Raw genomic sequence first — 19,893 nt, 5'->3', positions numbered from 1 at the left:
TCTTGAATCCGTCCCTGATTGCCATCCTGGCCACGGTCCTGCTCGACGCGATCGGCGTCGGGATCGTGATGCCGATCCTGCCCGGGTTGCTACGCGCGCTCGCCGATGCAGGCAGCACCGACACCCATTACGGGATACTGCTCGCGCTGTACGCGTTCGCGCAGTTCCTGTGCGCACCGCTGCTCGGTGCGCTGAGCGACCGCTTCGGCCGCCGGCCCGTCCTGCTCGTGTCGCTCGCGGGCGCCGCGCTCGACTACCTGCTGATGGCGCTCGCACCGACACTCGCATGGCTCTACGTCGGGCGGCTGATCGCGGGGATCACCGGCGCGAACGTCGCGGTCGCGACCGCGTACATGACCGACGTCACCGCCGAACCCGACCGCGCGCGACGCTTCGGCCAGCTCGGCGCGATGATGGGCATCGGCTTCATCGCGGGCCCGTTGATCGGCGGCCTGCTCGGCGCGCTGCATCTGCGCGCGCCGTTCGTCGCGACCGCGGCGCTCAACGCGCTCAATCTCGCGCTCGTCTGGCGCGCGCTGCCGGAATCGCGGCCGCGTTCGGCCCGCGAAGGCCATGCGGCGGGCGCACTCAACCCGTTCTCCAGCCTGCGCCGGTTGAGCGGCGCACCGGCGCTCGTGCCGCTGATCGGCATTTACGTGATCGTGGCGCTGGTGTCGCAGGCACCCGCGACGCTGTGGATCCTGTACGGCCAGGAACATTTCGGCTGGTCGACGCCGATCGCGGGACTGTCGCTGGCGGGCTACGGCGCGTGTCACGCACTCGCGCAGGCCTTCGCGATCGGGCCGCTGATCGCGCGGCTCGGCGAGCGTCGCGCGCTTGCGCTGGGCCTCGCGGGCGACGCGATCGGGCTCGCGATAATCGCGTTCGCGACCGCCGCATGGGTGCCGTTCGCGCTGCTGCCGCTGTTCGCGGCCGGCGGCATGACACTGCCGACACTGCAGGCGATGCTCGCACGGCAGGTCGACGACGCGCGCCAGGGCGAACTGCAAGGCACGCTCGCGAGCGTGTCGAGCCTGATCGGCGTCGCCGGGCCGCTGGTCGTCACCGCCACCTACGCGGCGACGCGCGCGACGTGGCCGGGGCTCGTCTGGGCCGCGGCCGCACTGCTTTATCTGCTCGTGCCGCCGCTGCTGGCCGGCGCGCGGCCAGCGCGTGCGACGCGGCCATCCGCATGAGCGTCGGCCTGGACCGCCGCGCACGAGCTGCCGGCAGCCGCAAACGCCACCTTGTCGAACGCCGGCTTGCATGAAGATCGTGTCGTCGGAGATCTCTGGGAGAGCACGATCGCCAGGTCGCCGCGCCGGCTCGACACGAACCGGTTGTCCACGCGCTCGCGGATCGCGCGTTCGTCTTCGGTCGACGTAGACTCTCCTCCGTCCGTCACGCATGTCGAACACGGCGCGCACTACACCGCCGTGTCAAACAATACGCGCCACCTACCGAAGTCGCCCGGTCACGCGACTGGTACTCACGATCCGCGAACTTTGCTTACTGCTCGGCTGCCACTTCTTCGCAATTCAGCCAGTTCACCCCGGGTCGAAGCTCGTCGAGCGTCACACCTGCCAGATCGGAAAATGTTCCTTCGCCATCCGTCGGCAGCACACGCTTGCCGGACCTTTCCTTGTTTCCGACAAATCGTTCGATCATTTCAAAGATCACGAGATCCGGTTTTTCCGATTCGACCAGATCATAGTGCATGTCAAGGGAGCTCACCGCCACTGTTCGCGAAAACACCGGAATCATGTGCGGCAGGATGTAGTTGAAAAAAGAATCGCGAAACACCACGACGCGGGGCGCTGTGACGCGCGGCGAGATGAATACCGACGTATTGCCGCGACTGAATACGCTATTGTCGTAAATGCGCTTGAATGCCAACTCGGTGGCATGTGCCAGGACGTCCGACCGCTCTTCCTCCTCGGGTTCGAGCCGCACCCCGAGGTCGCCGATGATTTTGCGCTGCGTAACCTTGAGATCGTCCTCAGTGACCTTCTTTAGATCAAGATGCGCCGGGAGCGAATCCATCAGAAGACCGTACGCGAGAAAGCCACCCCAATTGTTCCAATGGGTATCCGTCTTGTAGTACAACTCTCGCGCCTGCCGCGCCGCCTTGAGTTGGTCGACCGGATACATACAGGTTTCTCGCACCGGCTCGGGCAGGCTGTTCAGGATCTGCACGACCGGTCGATGCTCCGACATTTCGATATCCGGCAGATAGTCCGAATACACCACATGCTTTTCCGGCACGAATAGGAAGCGCACCTCGATTCCACGCTGCCGACACCATTCGTACCGACTGGTCAACGTGTGAGTCCAGACATCAAGCTCCTCTGCATCGAGCGGCGCCGCACCCGACACCTGCTCGACTGCTTCGTGATCCGTAAAGAACAGAAAACCGTTTTTACCTCGTATGACGGTCTGCGCCAGCAATTCAGACTTCGAGAGTTCTGTCATTTAGTATTTGCCTCGATTAGGGATACGATATCTCCCAGGCTCTGCGCTGCGCTGGCTTTCTTGAGGTCCAACGTCGTATTGAAGTTCTTTTCCAACCGAATCACCAACGTCGCATGCGCGAGCGAATCCCAGCCATCCACATCCGCAGCGATCGTGTCCATCGTGATTTCCAACGGATCGACGTCGAATGTGCGCGCGACGATTTCGATGACCCTGCTCTCGATATTTTTGTTATTCATTGACAAACTCGTTGATGTATTTTGAAATATTTTCAGACCGACTGATTTTCCCGCTCGTGGATTTCACCAGCCAACCAGGTTCGACAAAAGCAATTTTCTTCGGAACCAGGCCAATAGTGCTTTCCAGCGTTCTCTTTACTTCCGCCCGTATCGCCCTGACCTCCGTCGAACCATCCAACTCCGCGACAATAATCGGATCTTCACTACCAATCTCCGCGTTGTAGATTCCAAGCGCGACCGCGCGCCCGGGCTTGATACCGGTTACAGTATTCAGGATTGCTTCGATCTCGCTGGCAAAAAAATTCTTGCCAAGCACGATGATCATGTCCTTGGTTCGACCAAGCACATAAAGCTCGTCGTCGAAGATGAAACCGAGATCGCCCGTGAGGTAATAGCCATCCCGAAACGACTTCGCGTTGTCGAGTTTGTAATATCCGTCAAATACGAATTTTCCCTTGAGGGCGATTTCTCCGACCTCTCCGCCCATGATCGTCACCTCGATTCCATCAATGGGCTTGCCTGCGCTCAGAAGACGAACGGGATCCGCATCATCGAACGAAATTTGCTGCCGCTCACGCAACGCACGCTGCGACACGGCGATGCTGCGCACCGGCGCGCCGATGGTCGTTTGCGTCACCGCAAATACTGTCTCCGCCATCGCATACGAAACTTGCAATTGTTCTCGGCGGACTCCGAATCGTTCGAATGCAACGAGGAAATTCTCGAACGTTTCGACCTTGCATGGCTCGGAGCAGTTAATGAACGCCTTCACACCGGACAGGTCTGCGCTATCGGTATCTCGCGCACTGCGAGCGAGGTGATTGAACGCGAAGTTCGGCAGCCAGATGAATTTGCCGTCGTAACGCTGAATCAGGCGGAATAATTCGAACGGATCCACGAGCCATTCGAACGGGCTCATGATCACTGAATGGTTACCGCGCACGAGCGGCATCAGAAATGTCGCTACAAACCCCATGTCATGGTACAGAGGCAGCCACGACACGATCGTGTCGCCATCTTCGAGACCAAGAGACGTTGCGTAGCTTGCAACTTGATCCACGATCGCGCGCGAAGTCAGCGTCACGCCTTTCTTCAGCCCAGTCGTACCGGAGCTGTGCTGAAGGCAACAAATTTCCCGATCGTTCCACTCGTGGATGTCGACGCGGTTCGGTGCATTCGCCGCATCCGCGGGCGTCAGGACGACCAGCAAATCAGGCGTGATATTCGCCTCGACCTGCGCGACGTTTTCCTCAAACGTAATGAAGAACCCACTGCCGATATGACGGAACAGTTGGTCATGGCTCGACCAGAACAGCCCTGGATCCTGCTTGACCGACGGAAACGGCATCATCGACGGAACGCACCCGGCCATCAGCGCCCCGAGAAAAGCGAAGACAAGGTCAGGCTCGAGCTTCAGCGAAATCAGAACGACATCACCGGAAGATGCCCCCCGCTCCTTGAGGAGTGAGGCGTAACGGAGCGCCCCATCCATGATCCGGCGATATGTCAAGGCCTCCTCCGAGCCACTGTTGACTATCGTGTAGAGCAATTGATCCGGGGCAGCTTCGCATTGCCTCAGAAATTTATTGAGAATATTTTTCATGGATAGACACGAACAAAATCAGTACGAAGCCCAATGCTTCGCGACGTGCCGCGATATCGCATCACGCGACGATTCCGTCACGCCGATGCCCGGCGCTCAAAATCTCGACACGTTCTCATTTCGGAGATCTGGATCAACCGCCGACGTTTTGGCACGTTTGCGCCCGCGGTTGCACCAATCACCTTTTTGCCGGCCCTGGCCAGCATCGATACTCGATATCCTCCGGCCGCTCCGCAACAGTCTAGTGCATCGGGTGAATTTCAATTGCAAATAGAGCAGGGTAAAACCAGGCCATTTCTCCGAGAAAGTGGTCATGGGCGCGCGCAGACATTCGTGTCCGCACTAGAATTAGCACTGGCAATTACCATGTCACAATCCACATCGCCGGCACGCGCGACATGAATTATCTTGATCGGCACATCGACGAAATCGCTCGGCCCCACCCGAATGCAATTCCCGATGTCGATCACACGCCCTCCCTCAACTCGGCAATAAGGGAAAACCCGGGGCAGTTATCTCACAAAGCGCAAATGCTTATCCTGCGCCCATAGCAAATTTGCTCGGATCGAGACGAAATCCGACTTGCAAATCAAGCATGATGGCAACCTGCTTCAACGTCGCCTCAATAGAGCATGTACCAAGTAGTATCGGATCCCCGGCACAGAAATCCGTGTCCCAGCCCTGGCAAAAGCGATTTAGGACAGTTTGCAATCTTCCCTGACGCGGCGCGAACAGTCAACGCCCCGATCGGTTGCGTGGAAGAAAATCTCGCGATCGAGCCATCATATTCGCCGTCACATGCCGGCAGCACGATCGTCAGCAACTTGAGTGGCGCACGCGGATCGACGACTGCCGTCTCGGAGCCTTTCGCAATCGTGACAACGCCACCAGACACTGGCGTGTTGTATGAATAGGACTTGTCGACCGTCTGGGCCATGTGTGCGACCGGCGCATGAAACACAAAACTTCCGTTACTGCACATTTGCCAGATGTCCTTGCCGGCCGCGACGTCATAGGCAAAAAAACAATTCGAGCGCTGCTTCCCGATCTGCCACTTGCCGGCCCCGCCGTCACTCCATTGCAACGTCCCCGGCTGCCCGGCCGCGCCATCAATCTCCAGCAGCGCCGGCCCCGTGCGTCGCCCAATGCGGGTCGCATTTTGCAGTTCGATCGCGTGAGAATCGGAACCGTCACTGATCGAAAAATCGCCGTTCGCAAGCACTTGCTGGCGCCATGCCCTCACAACGCCGCGCGTATCGAAATAGTCGAAGGTGACCGGCTGACTCGGTACGTTGGCGCCGTCGACTGCCAGCGCGCCGATATGAAATGCGTTAGCCGCCACACCATCCTGAGTCGCAAACGCATAGGTCCATTTGGCAAGCGCCCGATCCTGCACGGACAGCGATCCCACGGTAAATCCTACCGCCGCCTTTGGCTGAACCAGTGAACTTCCAGTAAGAGTCGGCCCCTGGACATTCGTATCCGGCGAAGTGACATTGAAGTCGTATTCAACGGCATTCAGTTGCACACCCTTCACGTTCGAGACTTTCCATGCGTCGCTGTCGATCAGAATGTGGTTGCCTGCCCAGCACGCGGCTTCATATACCCCGCAGATCTGCACACTGAAGAAATTGATACCGTTTCCGGATGTGCCATGGCCGGTTGACGGATTGCGGTTCTCCAGATAGCTCGCGTAGCCGGTCACGCCCGTGACCGTCGTACCCTCTGGAATCGTGAGTGTCGTTTGATAGGCATCGAACGACACGCAGCCGGCACAGATGCCCTTGTACATCGACTGACCATTCGCTGCGCCCCGGTCGCCTGCCAGCGTGCCGCCCGCGACGATCCCCATCGACTTCGCATGCCGAGACTTGGCATCCCGCCCCACGAGGGCCACGCCCATCACCCGCTCCCCCGAAGCCGCCGACGACTCGCCCGCTTGATCTTGTCCCGATGTCGACGCAGCGGGCCCCGACGGCTCCGCCATCGCCCCCCGCCCCATCAAGGTCGCTACCAGCAATGCGGATCGACCAAATGCAATAAATCGTGCCACGCGGTACCACCGAATCATCATGGATAACCAAGAGGAACCGCACCGCTGACGCGCCGAGACGAGCAGCCGCATGGACTATCCGCGAACCGCTCGGGAACCCTGCCCCTCCGGCACGCAAGCTTTGCAGCCGATCTCTCCCCCCATCCAGCGCATAAAAAAACCCGGCGCATGCCGGGTTTCCTGATGGCTGAAGCCAAGCGATATCGCGATTTGCCGGATCACGATCACAACAACCGGCGTCAGACCACGACCGTCTGCGCCTCGCCTTCGCGGGTCGCACGCACGGTGCCGATCTTCCACACCTGTTCGCCGGCGGCGGTCAGGTCGGCGATCGCTGCGTCGGCATCGGCCGCCGAAACGATCACGGCCATGCCGATGCCGCAGTTGAAGACGCGGTGCATTTCCGCATCGGCGACACCGCCGTGCTCCTGCAGCCACTTGAACAGCGGCGGCAGCGGCCACGCGTTCTGGTCGAGTTCGGCGGTGAGGCCTTCGCGCAGCACGCGCGGAATGTTCTCGACGAGACCGCCGCCCGTGATGTGCGCCATGCCCTTCACCGACAGCTTCTGCATCAGCGCGAGCAGCGGCTTCACGTAGATGCGGGTCGGCGCCATCAGCGCGTCGGCCAGCGAGCGGCCATGGAAATCGGCCGACAGGTCGGGGTTCGCGCGCTCGATGATCTTGCGCACGAGCGAGAAGCCGTTCGAGTGGATGCCGCTCGACGCAAGGCCCAGCACCACGTCGCCTTCGGCGATCGTGCTGCCGTCGATGATCTTGCTCTTCTCGACCGCGCCAACCGCGAAGCCGGCCAGGTCGTATTCGCCGTCCGGGTACATGCCCGGCATTTCGGCCGTTTCACCGCCGATCAGCGCGCAGCCCGACAGTTCGCAACCCTGCGCGATGCCCTTGACGACCGTTGCAGCGGTGTCGACGTCGAGCTTGCCGCACGCGAAGTAGTCGAGGAAGAACAGCGGCTCGGCGCCCTGCACGAGGATGTCGTTCACGCTCATCGCGACGAGATCCTGGCCGACGGTGTCGTGTTTGTTCAGATGAAACGCCAGCTTGAGCTTGGTGCCGACGCCGTCGGTGCCCGACACGAGCACGGGTTCCTTGTACTTCTTCGGCACTTCGAACAGCGCGCCGAACCCGCCGATGCCGCCGAGCACGCCGTCGCGCAGGGTTTTCTTCGCAAAAGGCTTGATCTTGTCGATGAGCGCGTCGCCTGCGTCGATGTCGACGCCTGCGTCACGATAGGACAGACCCTGAGCGTCGGGAGCGGATTTCGGAGGATTCATGGGGGAATGCGAGAAGGTCGGTAAAATGCGATTTTACCCGAAGCCGGCCCGTTGGCCGGAATTCCCAGCACCGAATCGTCAGGGATTGCATCTTGGTCAACACGTCCCCGTTTTCATCGCCGAGCGAGACGCGCCGAAACCGGCGTGGCGTCGTGCGTGCGATCGCGCGTGAAGCCCGTGAAGACGCAGTTCCCGGCGCGTGCCCGGCGTACGGCACGCGTATTTTCAACCGACCCGCATTGTGACTGTTGTGTCCCGTCAACTGACGCTCGATCTCGGCACGCCGCCGCCCGCCACGTTCGACAACTTCATCATGAACGAGGAGAACGACGAGCTCATCTCGCGCCTGCAGAAGCTCGACCTCGCCCTCGCGGCGGGCCCCGTGCCGGATCGGTCGTTCTACATCTGGGGCGAGCCCGGCTGCGGCCGCACCCATCTGCTACAGGCGCTCGTGAGCGACGCGTCGTACGGCTATGCGCGCTACCTGACGCCGCAGAGCCCGCTCGGCGCGTTCACGTTCGACCCGCGCATCGGCATCTACGCGATCGACGACTGCGACAGGATGAGCGATACCCAGCAGGTCGCGCTGTTCAACCTGTTCAACGAAGTGCGCGCGCACCCGTCGAGCGCGTTCGTCGCGGCGGGCCCCGCGGCGCCGCTCGCGCTCGACGTGCGCGAGGATCTCCGCACGCGCCTCGGCTGGGGGCTCGTGTTCCACCTGTCGCCGCCGTCCGACGCCGGCAAGATCGCCGTGCTCAAGCTCGCGGCGAAGGAGCGCGGGATCGCGCTCACCGACGACATCGCCGCCTACCTGCTGACCCATTTCCGCCGCGACATGCCGAGCCTGATGGCGCTGCTCGACGCGCTCGACCGCTTTTCGCTCGAGCAGAAACGCGCCGTCACGCTGCCGCTGCTGCGCCGGATGCTCGCGCGTCCCGGCGACGACATCACACCACCGGGCACGGGCCCGAACCGCTTCGAGTAAAATGCCCCTCCATGACTAATCTGGCACTCTTTGACCTCGATCACACGCTGATTCCGACCGATAGCGACCACGAATGGGGCCGCTTCATGGTGAAACTCGGCATCGTCGACGCGGAAAGCTTCTCGCGTCAGAACGATCAGTTCTTCGCCGACTACAAGGCCGGCAAGCTCGACATCCACGCGTACCTCACGGCGATGCTCACGCCGCTCGCGAAGTATTCACGCGCGCAGCTCGCGCAATGGCACGAGCAGTACATGCACGAGGTGATCCGGCCCGCCATGACACCCGCCGCGCTCGAGCTCGTGCGCAAGCATCTCGACGCGGGCGACCTGTGCTGCGTCGTGACGGCAACCAATGAATTCATCACGCGCCCGATCGCGACCGCGTTCGGCGTCGATACGCTGATCGCCTGCGAGGTCGAAACGACCGACGGGCATCCCGATTCGCCGTACACGGGCCGGCCGACCGGCACGCCGAGCTATCGGGAAGGCAAGATCGTGCGGACCGAAGCATGGCTCGCGTCGCTCGGCAAGCACTGGGACGATTTCGCGCACAGCTACTTCTACAGCGACTCGCACAACGACATCCCGCTGCTCGAGAAAGTCACCGACCCGATCGCGACCAACCCTGACGACACGCTGCGTGCGCATGCAAGCACCCGCGGCTGGCGTATCCTCGATTTATTCTGAACGTCGTGATCAAAAAATTCATCCGCAAGCTGCTCGGCCAGGACGAAGCCCAGCAAACGCCCACTGAAGCGGCTCCGGCCGACGAAGCGGCCCCTGCTGCCCCGCGCACCGCAAAAGGCACCCGCGGCGGCGGCGCGAAGAAACCGCGCAGCAACCATGAGCCGACCGTCGTGCCGGCCAGCGTGCACCAGATCGATCCGTCGCTGATCTCGAGGAATGCCGTGCGCGTGACCGACACGCTGCAGCAGGCAGGCTTTCGCGCGTTCATCGTCGGCGGCGCGGTTCGCGACCTGCTGCTCGGCATCGCGCCGAAGGACTTCGACGTCGCGACCGACGCGACGCCGACCGAGGTGCAGCGCCTGTTCCGCCGCGCGCGCCTGATCGGCCGCCGCTTCCAGATCGTCCACGTGCAGTTCGGCCAGGAGCTGATCGAGGTGTCGACGTTCCGCGCACTGGTCGATGCGCCGCCCGAGGCCGCCGCGTCGGCCGAGCCGCCGAGGCGCCTGAAGCGCGACGAACTCGATCGCCGCACGCACGCGGTCGACGCGAGCGGCCGCGTGCTGCGCGACAACGTGTGGGGCGATCAGCACGAAGACGCCGCGCGCCGCGACTTCACGATCAACGCGATGTACTACGACCCGTCGACGCAGACGGTGCTCGACTACCACGACGGGATGGCCGACGTGCGCGCCCGCCTGCTGCGGATGATCGGCGATCCGGCCACGCGCTTCCGCGAGGATCCGGTGCGGATGCTGCGCGTCGTGCGCTTTGCGGCAAAGCTCGGCTTCGAGATCGAGCCGCATACGCGCGAACCGATCAACGCGCTCGCCGACCTGATCAACAACGTGCCGGCCGCGCGCCTGTTCGACGAAATGCTGAAGCTGCTGCTGTCGGGCCATGCGCTCGCGTGCCTGCAGCGGCTGCGCAAGGAAGGCCTGCACCACGGGCTGCTGCCGCTGCTCGACGTCGTGCTCGAACAGCCGCAAGGCGAGAAGTTCATCACGCTCGCGCTGAACAACACCGATGCGCGCGTGCGCGCCGGCAAGCCGGTCTCGCCGGGCTTCCTGTTCGCGACGCTGCTGTGGCACGACATGCGCCAGCGCTTCGAGCAATACACGGCCGAAGGCGAAATCCCGGTGCCGGCGCTCCATCGCGCGATGGACGACGTGCTCGACATGCAGACCGAGAAACTCGCGATCCACAAGCGTTATTCGGCCGACATGCGCGAGATCTGGGGCCTGCAGCTGCGCCTCGAGAAACGCTCGGGCCGCAGCGCGATGCGGCTGCTGGAACACCAAAGGTTTAGAGCGGGGTATGATTTCCTCCTGTTACGCTGCGAATCCGGCGAGCTCGATGCGGAAGTCGGACAGTGGTGGACGGATTTCATCGAAGGCGACGCGGCCGCTCGCGAGGCATTGCTCACGCAGGGCGGCTCGAAGGAAAAATCGCCCCGCAAGCGGCGCCGCCGCGGCGGCGTGCGAAACCGCAAGCCGGGTGAAGGTGCCGCCGAGCAGGCATCGGACACCTCGGGCGGTTCCGACGACTGACGCGCACGCCGGCGAACGACGTAGGAAGTGATGCCATGACGGTTGCATATATCGGACTGGGGGCGAATCTCGGCGATGCGCGCCAGACCCTGAAGGACGCGGTGGTGTGCCTCGCGCAGCAGCGCACCATCTCGATCCTCGGCAAATCGAGCCTGTATCGCACGGCGCCTTTCGAAGCGGGCGGCGACGACTACTACAACTGTGTCGTCAAGCTCGACACGACGCTGTCGGCCCGCGAACTGCTCGCGCTGTGCCAGAAGATCGAACATCACTTCGGGCGCGAACGCCCGTATCGCAATGCGCCGCGCACGCTCGACCTCGACATCCTGCTGTTCGGCGCCGATTCGATCGACGAGCCCGACCTGATCGTCCCGCACCCGCGCCTCACCGACCGTGCGTTCGCGCTCGTGCCGCTCGTCGAGATCGAGCCGGCGCTCGACATCCCCGCGCGCGGCCGGGCCGACGCCTTTCTCGCCGCCGTCGCGGATCAGCGTGTCGAGAAGGTGCAGACCTGCCAGTGCCTGATGCAGAAGGCGCTCGCTGCCAGCGAAGACGCCGACAAGAACCGCTGCCGATGACCCCGACTCCCCTCACCGTCACCGCACCCGACCTGCGCGCCCCGCACCGCTATCTCGTGATCGAAGGCCCGATCGGCGTCGGCAAGACGACGCTTGCGCGCCTGCTCGCGGAACGCTGGTCGATGCAGACGCTGCTCGAACGCCCGCAGGACAACCCGTTCCTCGAACGCTTCTATCGTGACACCGCGCGCTACGCGCTGCCCGTGCAGCTGTCGTTCGCGCTGCAGCGCGCGCAGCAGGCGCGCGAGCTGATCGGTGCGCTCGAAACGGGCCGCCCGGTGATCGCCGATTTCATGCCGCAGAAGAACGACATCTTCGCGCGGCTGAACCTGCCGGAAGACGAGTGGCAGCTCTATCGCTCGGTCGCGACGCACGTGGACGTGCCGCAGGCGCCGTCGCCCGACCTCGTCGTCTACCTGCAGGCGAGCCCGGAAGTGCTGTTCTCGCGCATCCAGAAGCGCGGGCTGCCGATGGAACTGCAGATCAGCGATGCGTACCTGCGCTCGCTTGTCGACGCGTACAACGAATTCTTCTACCACTACGACCGCACGCCGGTGCTGACGGTCGCCGCGGAACACCTGAACCCGCTGGATTCCCCCGAAGACCTCGCTCTGCTGGTCGAGCGCATCGAGACGATGCGCGGCCGCAAGGAATTCTTCGTCAAGGGCGAAACGGCGCGCTGACGCGCCGCGCCTGCCGTTCCTCATTCATCGAACCGGATTTACCCATGACCTATCTCCAGGAATCGAGCCGGCCTGCCGTCACGGTGCCCAAGCTGCAGGCAATGCGCGACGCCGGCGAGAAGATCGCGATGCTCACGTGCTACGACGCGAGCTTTTCGGCATTGCTCGATCGCGCGGGCACCGACGTGCTGCTGATCGGCGATTCGCTCGGCAACGTGCTGCAGGGCCACACCACCACGCTGCCCGTGTCGCTCGACGACATCGCGTATCACACCGCCTGTGTCGCCCGCGCGCAGCCGCGCGCGCTCGTCGTCGCCGATCTGCCGTTCGGCACGTACGGCACGCCGGTCGAGGCATTCGAAAGCAGCGTCAAGCTGATGCGCGCCGGTGCACAGATGGTCAAACTCGAAGGCGGCGAATGGCTCGCCGAGACGATCCGCTTCCTCGTCGAGCGCGCGGTGCCCGTGTGTGCGCACGTGGGCCTCACGCCGCAATCGGTGCATGCGTTCGGCGGCTTCAAGGTGCAGGGCAAGACCGAAGCCGGCGCCGCGCAATTGCTGCGCGACGCGCGCGCGGTCGAGGACGCGGGCGCGCAGCTCGTCGTGCTCGAAGCGGTGCCGACGCTCGTCGCGTCCGAAGTCACGCACATGCTGAAGATTCCGACGATCGGCATCGGCGCGGGCGTCGACTGCTCGGGCCAGGTGCTGGTGCTGCACGACATGCTCGGCATCTTCCCCGGCAAGCGGCCGCGTTTCGTGAAGGATTTCATGCAGGGGCAGCCGAATATCCAGGCAGCCGTCGAGGCCTACGTGAGCGCGGTGAAGGACAGCACGTTCCCCGGCCCGGAACATTCGTTCTGACGCAGCGCCGGCTGCCGGTTCGCCGGCCCCGAATGCGAAAAAGCGCGGCGCCCCGCAAAGGGCGCCGCGCTTTTTGTTGGCACGCCGCATCGGCGCACGACTTCTCGACACCGGCGCGAGCGCGGTGTCCGAGCCGTCGCTTCGTCACGTGCTACGTCACTTCAACACCGCGTCGATCGCTCCCCGCAGCGCGTTGGTCAGCAGCAGCGCCTGCGCGCGCGCAAGATCGTCGCGGGTCACGATTCGCTCCGTCGCGCCGAATGCACGATCGTCGAGCAGCACGCCGCGCATCACGCCCGGCAATACGCCGCATGCCAGCGGCGGCGTCACCCACTGGCCGTCGAGCTTCACGAACAGGTTCGAGCGCCCGCCTTCCGTCACCTCGCCGCGTTCGTTGACGAACAGCATGTCGAAGCCGCCGAGCGCCTCGGCCGCCTGCCACGCGCGATCGTACTCGGCGCGGTGCGTCGTCTTGTGCAAAAGCAGCGCATCGCCCGCACGCGTCGGTGCGAAGCCGTGCGCGGACGCCAGCAGCACGCCAACCGGCCCCGCCGGCAGCGGCTTGAGCGGCGCCGCGACGATCTCGACCGTGCCGTCCTTCGCGAGCGCGAGCTTCATCCGGTACGCGCCGTCACCGTCGAGCGCCGCGCAGCGCGCGCCGATCTCGCGACGCAACGCATCGGCGTCGAAGCGGAAGCCGAACGCATCCGCGCTACGCTGCAGCCGCGCGAGATGGCGATCGAGATGCCGGATGCCGTCCGCACGCGTGGCGGCGGTCGTTTCGAACAACTGGAAGCCAGGATCGGCGTCCGTCAGGAATCGCGCTTTCAATTCGCACTCCGCATATTCGTCGGCCGCGACACTGTCGAGCACGATGCCCGCGCCGACGCCCATCGTGCCGCGACGCCGGCCGGCGGTCACCGTTGCCGGATTGCACGCGTCGGTAGCGGCTTCGGCGCCCCCGCCTTCGTCGGCCGCATCGAGCGTCAGCGTGCGGATCGCGACCGACAGGCAGAAATCGCCGCAACCCGCCACGCGACTGCCGCTCGCGCCGTCATCGGAATCGGCGCCTTCCTTCGGCGCGTCAAGCCAGCCGATCGCGCCCGTGTAGAGCCCGCGCGGCGTCGACTCGATCGCATCGATCAGCTGCATCGTCTTGTGCTTCGGTGCGCCCGTGATCGATCCGCATGGAAACAGCGCACGCAGCATCTGCGCGAACGTCGTCCCGTCGCGCCAGCGGGCCTCGACCGTCGACGTCATCTGCCACACCGACGCATACGGCTCGACGGAGAACAGCGCCGGCACGCGGACCGTCCCGGTGCGCGCGATCCGCGACACGTCGTTGCGCAGCAGATCGACGATCATCACGTTTTCCGCGCGGTTCTTCGGATCGTTTGCGAGGAACGTGGCCGCCGCCGCATCGTCGCGAGGGTCGGCCGAGCGCGGTGCCGTTCCCTTCATCGGCCGCGCGCGCAGCACGTCCGCGTGCTTCTCGACGAACAGTTCGGGCGAGCACGACACGACCCACGTACCGTCGGGCAACGCGATCAGCGCGCCGTAGCGCACGGGCTGGCGCGCACGCAACCGCCGGTAAAGCGCGAGCGGCGTGCCGAACACGTCGAAGTTCAGCCGGTACGTGTAGTTGACCTGATACGAATCGCCCGCGCGCAGCGCGTCGTGCACCGCGGCGATCGCCGCGTCGAACGCATCGCGCGACACGCTCTTCTCGACATGCGCGACGCCCGCGATCGACGGCGTACCGCCGCCGTCCTGCTGCGCGAGCCACGCGTCGACTTCATCGCGCGACAGGCGCTCGCAGCGCGCATACAGCAAAAAGCGCAGCGGGGCATGGCCCGGCTGCGCTCGTTGCAGGTTGCGCCCGAATTCGTAATCGCCGACGACGACCGCATGCAGCCCGTCGCGCAGATCCTGCGCCACGGCCGCGTCGACCTCGTCGAGCCGGGCCGGATCCGTGCACACACGTTCGCGCACGAACCCCGAATACAAACGACTCGACCGCGCGAGCGCGGTCGAGTCGCAATCGTCCAAGAGCGCGAACGACGCGCTCTCGCTGCCTTCAGTCATGCTGTTACTCGAGTTACTCGAAGAAGCTCTTCACACGGTCGAACCAGCTCTTGCTCTGCGGGCTGTGACGCGCGCCGCCCTCGGCCAGCGATTTCTCGAACTGCTTGAGCAGGTCGCGCTGGTTGTCGGTCAGCTTCACGGGCGTCTCGACCTGCACGTGGACGTACAGATCGCCCGCGATGCTCGAACGCAGCCCCTTGATGCCCTTGCCGCGCAGGCGGAACGTCTTGCCCGACTGCGTGCCTTCCGGCACCGGGAACGACGCGCGGCCGGCCAGCGTCGGCACCTCGATCTCGCCGCCGAGCGCGGCGGTCGTGAACGGGATCGGCATCTGGCAGTGGAGATCGTCGCCGTCGCGCTCGAACACCGCGTGCGGCTTGATGTGGATCTCGACGTACAGGTCGCCCGGCGGCCCGCCGTTGATGCCCGGCTCGCCGTTGCCGGCCGAGCGGATCCGCATCCCGTCGTCGATCCCGGCCGGGATCTTCACTTCGAGCGTCTTGGTTTCCTTCACCTTGCCCGACCCGTGGCAATGCACGCACGGCTCGGGGATGTAGGTGCCCGTGCCATGGCACTTCGGACAGGTCTGCTGGATGCTGAAGAAGCCCTGCGACATGCGCACCGTGCCCTGGCCGTGACAGGTCGGGCAGGTTTCCGGCTTCGTGCCGGGCTTCGCGCCCGACCCGTGGCACACCTCGCACGACACCCAGCTCGGCACGCGGATCTGCGTGTCGTAGCCGTGTGCGGCCTGCTCGAGCGTGATTTCCATGCTGTAGCGCAGATCGGCACCGCGATACACCTGCGGGCCGCCGCGGCCGCCGCGCGCGGCGCCGCCTGCTGCCTGGCCGAAGATGTCGCCGAAGATGTCGCCGAACGCGTCCGCGAAGCCGCCGAAGCCCTGTGCCCCCGCACCGCCCATGTTCGGATCGACGCCCGCGTGGCCGTACTGGTCGTACGCGGCCCGCTTCTGGCTGTCCGACAGCATTTCATAGGCTTCCTTCGCCTCCTTGAAATGCTCTTCCGCATCCTTGCTGTCCGGATTGCGGTCAGGGTGATACTTCATCGCAAGCTTGCGATACGCCTTCTTGATTTCGTCGTCGCTCGCATTCTTCGCGACGCCCAGAACCTCGTAGTAATCCCGTTTCGCCATATCGATTCACTGTGCCGTCCGCACCACATGCGCGCGGCGGCTCCTTTCGCTCGCAGTAAAGTCTCTCGACTCGTCTGGCGCTGCGCCCGTCCGCGGACGGCGCGTGCAGCACCCGCCAAAAAACAAATGTGCCCGGAGGGCCGCGAAGCCCGCCAGGCGTGGAGTCGATCCGGCTATCCGGAAGGAAAGACAGACCGCTTGTCAGCCAACCCGTCAGCCGCGCCGCGCGCGTGTTGCGCGCGCGGCGTGCGGCACCGGGGCAACCCGGCTTAGTCCTTCTTCACTTCCTTGAACTCGGCGTCGACGACATCGTCGGCAGCCTGTTGCGCACCGCCCGCGTGGGCCGCGCCTTCCGCCGCACCCGCTGCGCCGGCCGCACCCGCCTGCTGGGCCTGCATGTCGGCATACATCTTTTCGCCGAGCTTCTGCGAAACCTTGCCGAGTTCCTCGACCTTCGCGTCGATCGCAGCCTTGTCGGCCGACGTATCCTTCAGCACGTCCTCGAGCGACTTCAGCGACGCTTCGATCGCTTCCTTCTCGCCCGCGTCCAGCTTGTCGCCGTACTCGGTCAGCGCCTTCTTCGTGCTGTGGACCAGCGCGTCGCCCTGGTTGCGCGAATCGGCCAGCTCGCGCAGCTTGTGGTCTTCCGCTGCGTTCGCTTCCGCGTCCTTGATCATCTGGTCGATTTCAGCCTCGGACAGACCCGAGTTGGCCTTGATCGTGATCTTGTTTTCCTTGCCGGTCGCCTTGTCCTTCGCGCCGACGTGCAGGATGCCGTTCGCGTCGATGTCGAAGGTCACTTCGATCTGCGGCACGCCGCGCGGTGCCGGCGGGATGCCTTCGAGGTTGAACTCGCCGAGCAGCTTGTTGCCTGCCGCCATTTCGCGTTCGCCCTGGAACACCTTGATCGTCACGGCGCCCTGGTTGTCGTCCGCCGTCGAGTACACCTGGGCGTGCTTCGTCGGGATCGTCGTGTTCTTGCTGATCATCTTCGTCATCACGCCACCGAGCGTCTCGATGCCGAGCGACAGCGGGGTCACGTCGAGCAGCAGCACGTCCTTGCGGTCGCCCGACAGAACCTGGCCCTGGATCGCCGCGCCGACTGCGACGGCTTCGTCCGGGTTCACGTCACGGCGCGGATCCTTGCCGAAGAATTCCTTCACCTTCTCCAGCACCTTCGGCATGCGCGTCTGGCCGCCGACCAGGATCACGTCGTCGATGTCCGACACCTTGACGCCTGCGTCCTTGATCGCGATGCGGCACGGTTCGATCGTGCGCTCGACGAGGTCTTCCACCAGCGCTTCCAGCTTCGCGCGGGTGATCTTCAGGTTCAAGTGCTTCGGGCCCGATGCGTCCGCCGTGATGTACGGCAGGTTGATTTCGGTCTGCTGGCTCGACGACAGCTCGATCTTCGCCTTTTCAGCGGCTTCCTTCAGGCGCTGCAGCGCGAGCACGTCCTTCGACAGGTCGACGCCCTGCTCCTTCTTGAACTCGCCGATGATGTAATCGATGATGCGCTGGTCGAAGTCTTCGCCGCCGAGGAACGTGTCGCCGTTGGTCGACAGCACTTCGAACTGCATTTCGCCGTCGACGTCCGCGATTTCGATGATCGACACGTCGAACGTACCGCCGCCGAGGTCATACACGGCGATCTTGCGGTCGCCCTTCTCGGCCTTGTCGAGGCCGAACGCGAGCGCGGCCGCGGTCGGCTCGTTGATGATCCGCTTGACTTCGAGGCCCGCGATGCGGCCGGCGTCCTTGGTTGCCTGACGCTGGCTGTCGTTGAAGTACGCCGGCACCGTGATCACGGCTTCCGTGACCGGCTCGCCGAGGTAGTCTTCGGCCGTCTTCTTCATCTTGCGCAGCACTTCCGCCGAAACCTGCGGCGGCGCGAGCTTTTCGCCGTGTGCCTCAACCCATGCATCGCCGTTGTCGGCCTTGATGATGGTGTACGGCATCAGGCCGATGTCCTTCTGGACTTCCTTCTCTTCGAAGCGGCGGCCGATCAGGCGCTTCACCGCGAACAGCGTGTTCTTCGGGTTGGTCACCGACTGACGCTTGGCCGGCGCGCCGACCAGCACTTCGTTGTCGTCCATGTAGGCGATGATCGACGGCGTGGTGCGCGCGCCTTCCGAGTTCTCGATGACCTTGACCTGGTTGCCTTCCATGATGGCGACGCACGAGTTCGTGGTGCCGAGGTCAATACCGATGATCTTTCCCATTTTTCCTAATCTCCAGAAATGCTTGTTTGCTGCGCAAAACCCCGCGTTTTGGGGCGGTTTCGCGCGCCAGAATTCAACTCTGTTCCCGAAATGCGTCCGTCCGATCCGTTTTCAAGACCCGACGAGCGATGCGGATATTAAATTTTTTCAATCGCCGCCGGCTAGCGGATCGCCACCTGCCGCGGCGATTTTCGCGCGTGCCGCCGACACCGCTGCCTGGAACTGCGCGAGGCCATGCCAGCCCGTCGCGCGGCCCAGCCGCTTGCCGCGGTGGAAAAAGAACCACGTCGGCACGCCATGCAGCCCGAAGCGGCGGCCCAGCTGGTGGTGTTCGTACACGTTGCAATGGAACCACTTCAAGTCCAGCGCGCGGATCGCGTCGGGCTGGGCGAGCATCGCCTTCTTCGCGATCTCGCAGTTGAAGCAGTCGACGCCCCAGAAGAACACCACCGCGAGCGCATCGCCCGCGCCGTCGATCGCCGCGTCGAACGTGCCGGCGTCCAGTGCCCGCATGTCGAACGCGTCGAACGCGGCCGGATCGACGCCGGCAGGCAGCATCGCGACGGCCTTACTTCGGCTGCGCGACGGTGACGAGCGCCGGACGCAGCACGCGGTCGGCGATCGTGTAGCCCTTTTGCAGCACCGTGACGACGGTGTTCGGCTCCTGCTCGGCCGGCACCATCGAAATCGCCTGGTGCTGGTGCGGATCGAACTTCTCGCCGACCGGGTTGATCGCGACGACGCGGCCCTTCTCGAGCGCGCTCGTCAGCTGGCGCAGCGTCAGTTCGACGCCTTCGCGCACCTTCGCGATGTCGCCGGACGTATCGTTGACGGCCGCTTCCAGGCTGTCCAGCACGGGCAGCAGGTGCTCCGCGAAGCTCTCGATCGCGAACTTGTGCGCCTTCGAGACGTCGTCCTGCGCGCGGCGGCGGACGTTCTCGGTCTCGGCCTTCGCCCGCAGGTAGCTCTCCTGCAGCTCGGCGACCTTGGCTTGAGCCTCCGCGAGCGCCGCGTCGGCTGCTTCGGCGGCGGGGGCAGCGCCTTGCGCCGCCTGCTTCTCGCTGCCGATATCTTCGGCCGATTGGGGTGCCGGGTTCTCTTGCGTGTTTTCCATGTCGCTGAAAGTCGATTAGAGGTTAAAGCCAAATCGGCAACCGCCGGACCGTATATCCGGCGGCACCGCACATTGCTGGTGCAAATAAGGGTGAATACGACGATTTCAAGGGGGTGATTCGCCGGCATTCTCCAATGCAGCGAAACAACCGCGCGTCACGCCGGGGCATCGCCCGCATAGTCCGCCAGATCAGGCGAAACGGGCTGTAACAACGCTTACCTGGCAAGTACTAGCTTGGCACAGGCCCGCTGCACTACACTGCACTCAAGCGTAGGAAAAGCGTGTTTACCCCTAGCTGACCGCCGCCTGACATCCACC

Annotated in this window: 17 protein-coding genes; 7 read left to right on the top strand and 10 right to left on the bottom strand. The window is 64.1% G+C overall.

The features are described from left to right. Positions 1-2: 2 nt before the first annotated feature. Entirely contained in the window at positions 3-1,196 is a 1,194-nt protein-coding gene (tet, locus tag ACPTTC_RS03955; RefSeq protein WP_423391601.1) for a Tet(A)/Tet(B)/Tet(C) family tetracycline efflux MFS transporter, read from the top strand. 313 nt (positions 1,197-1,509) lie between these two features. Here tet and ACPTTC_RS03950 read toward each other — a convergent pair whose 3' ends face one another. The 5 genes from ACPTTC_RS03950 to purM all read right to left on the bottom strand — a co-directional run bounded on the left by ACPTTC_RS03950 (position 1,510) and on the right by purM (position 7,662). Then, positions 1,510-2,472: an alginate O-acetyltransferase AlgX-related protein gene (locus ACPTTC_RS03950; RefSeq protein ID WP_423391600.1), complete on the bottom strand. Its 963-nt coding sequence runs from the start codon at positions 2,470-2,472 to the stop codon at positions 1,510-1,512. After that, positions 2,469-2,711, bottom strand: coding sequence for an acyl carrier protein (locus ACPTTC_RS03945; RefSeq protein WP_423391599.1), 243 nt, complete (start codon positions 2,709-2,711; stop codon positions 2,469-2,471). The genes ACPTTC_RS03950 and ACPTTC_RS03945 overlap by 4 nt, the downstream gene beginning before the upstream one ends. Next, positions 2,704-4,314 (bottom strand): AMP-binding protein, encoded by a 1,611-nt coding sequence (locus tag ACPTTC_RS03940; protein ID WP_423391598.1) that lies wholly within the window; start codon positions 4,312-4,314, stop codon positions 2,704-2,706. Before ACPTTC_RS03940 ends, ACPTTC_RS03945 begins: the two co-directional genes overlap by 8 nt. Before the next feature lie 622 nt (positions 4,315-4,936). Continuing rightward, positions 4,937-6,439 (bottom strand): hypothetical protein, encoded by a 1,503-nt coding sequence (locus ACPTTC_RS03935; RefSeq protein WP_423391597.1) that lies wholly within the window; start codon positions 6,437-6,439, stop codon positions 4,937-4,939. Positions 6,440-6,606: 167 nt separating this feature from the next. Further along, positions 6,607-7,662 carry a phosphoribosylformylglycinamidine cyclo-ligase gene (purM, locus tag ACPTTC_RS03930; RefSeq protein ID WP_006484927.1) on the bottom strand — a complete coding sequence of 352 codons (1,056 nt, stop codon included), beginning with the start codon at positions 7,660-7,662 and terminating at the stop codon, positions 6,607-6,609. A gap of 250 nt (positions 7,663-7,912) precedes the next feature. On the opposite strand from purM, the gene hda reads away from it, so the two are divergent. Genes hda through panB form a run of 6 tightly spaced genes read left to right on the top strand, consistent with a single transcriptional unit; the run spans position 7,913 to position 13,004 of the window. Continuing rightward, a complete protein-coding gene (gene hda, locus ACPTTC_RS03925; protein ID WP_006484992.1) occupies positions 7,913-8,647 on the top strand; it encodes a DnaA regulatory inactivator Hda in 735 nt (244 codons plus the stop codon). 11 nt (positions 8,648-8,658) lie between these two features. Continuing rightward, positions 8,659-9,336, top strand: a complete 678-nt coding sequence (locus ACPTTC_RS03920; RefSeq protein WP_049028593.1) for an HAD family hydrolase — start codon at positions 8,659-8,661, stop codon at positions 9,334-9,336. A 5-nt stretch (positions 9,337-9,341) separates the two neighbouring features. Next, entirely contained in the window at positions 9,342-10,883 is a 1,542-nt protein-coding gene (gene pcnB / locus ACPTTC_RS03915) for a polynucleotide adenylyltransferase PcnB (protein WP_423391596.1), read from the top strand. Between the two features lie 35 nt (positions 10,884-10,918). Continuing rightward, positions 10,919-11,461, top strand: coding sequence for a 2-amino-4-hydroxy-6-hydroxymethyldihydropteridine diphosphokinase (gene folK, locus ACPTTC_RS03910; RefSeq protein ID WP_043189526.1), 543 nt, complete (start codon positions 10,919-10,921; stop codon positions 11,459-11,461). Then, positions 11,458-12,144: a deoxynucleoside kinase gene (locus tag ACPTTC_RS03905; RefSeq protein WP_226195413.1), complete on the top strand. Its 687-nt coding sequence runs from the start codon at positions 11,458-11,460 to the stop codon at positions 12,142-12,144. The genes folK and ACPTTC_RS03905 overlap by 4 nt, the downstream gene beginning before the upstream one ends. 44 nt (positions 12,145-12,188) lie before the next feature. Then, positions 12,189-13,004 carry a 3-methyl-2-oxobutanoate hydroxymethyltransferase gene (panB, locus tag ACPTTC_RS03900; RefSeq protein WP_423391595.1) on the top strand — a complete coding sequence of 272 codons (816 nt, stop codon included), beginning with the start codon at positions 12,189-12,191 and terminating at the stop codon, positions 13,002-13,004. A gap of 156 nt (positions 13,005-13,160) precedes the next feature. Here panB and ACPTTC_RS03895 read toward each other — a convergent pair whose 3' ends face one another. The 5 genes from ACPTTC_RS03895 to grpE form a co-directional block, all read right to left on the bottom strand. Continuing rightward, on the bottom strand, positions 13,161-15,089 hold the full coding sequence (locus ACPTTC_RS03895; protein ID WP_423391594.1) for a chorismate-binding protein: 1,929 nt from the start codon (positions 15,087-15,089) through the stop codon (positions 13,161-13,163). A gap of 13 nt (positions 15,090-15,102) precedes the next feature. Then, a complete protein-coding gene (gene dnaJ, locus ACPTTC_RS03890) occupies positions 15,103-16,239 on the bottom strand; it encodes a molecular chaperone DnaJ (RefSeq protein ID WP_175958225.1) in 1,137 nt (378 codons plus the stop codon). Between the two features lie 269 nt (positions 16,240-16,508). Next, positions 16,509-18,461 (bottom strand): molecular chaperone DnaK, encoded by a 1,953-nt coding sequence (gene dnaK / locus ACPTTC_RS03885; protein ID WP_175958224.1) that lies wholly within the window; start codon positions 18,459-18,461, stop codon positions 16,509-16,511. 147 nt (positions 18,462-18,608) lie between these two features. After that, a complete protein-coding gene (locus tag ACPTTC_RS03880; RefSeq protein ID WP_175958223.1) occupies positions 18,609-19,019 on the bottom strand; it encodes a thioredoxin family protein in 411 nt (136 codons plus the stop codon). Positions 19,020-19,029: 10 nt separating this feature from the next. Next, entirely contained in the window at positions 19,030-19,575 is a 546-nt protein-coding gene (gene grpE / locus ACPTTC_RS03875; RefSeq protein WP_226195408.1) for a nucleotide exchange factor GrpE, read from the bottom strand. Between the last annotated feature and the right edge of the window lie 318 nt (positions 19,576-19,893).

This window comes from Burkholderia mycopellens (assembly GCF_964265025.1).
GTDB lineage: Bacteria > Pseudomonadota > Gammaproteobacteria > Burkholderiales > Burkholderiaceae > Burkholderia.
This window is presented reverse-complemented; position numbering and strand designations above follow the sequence as displayed.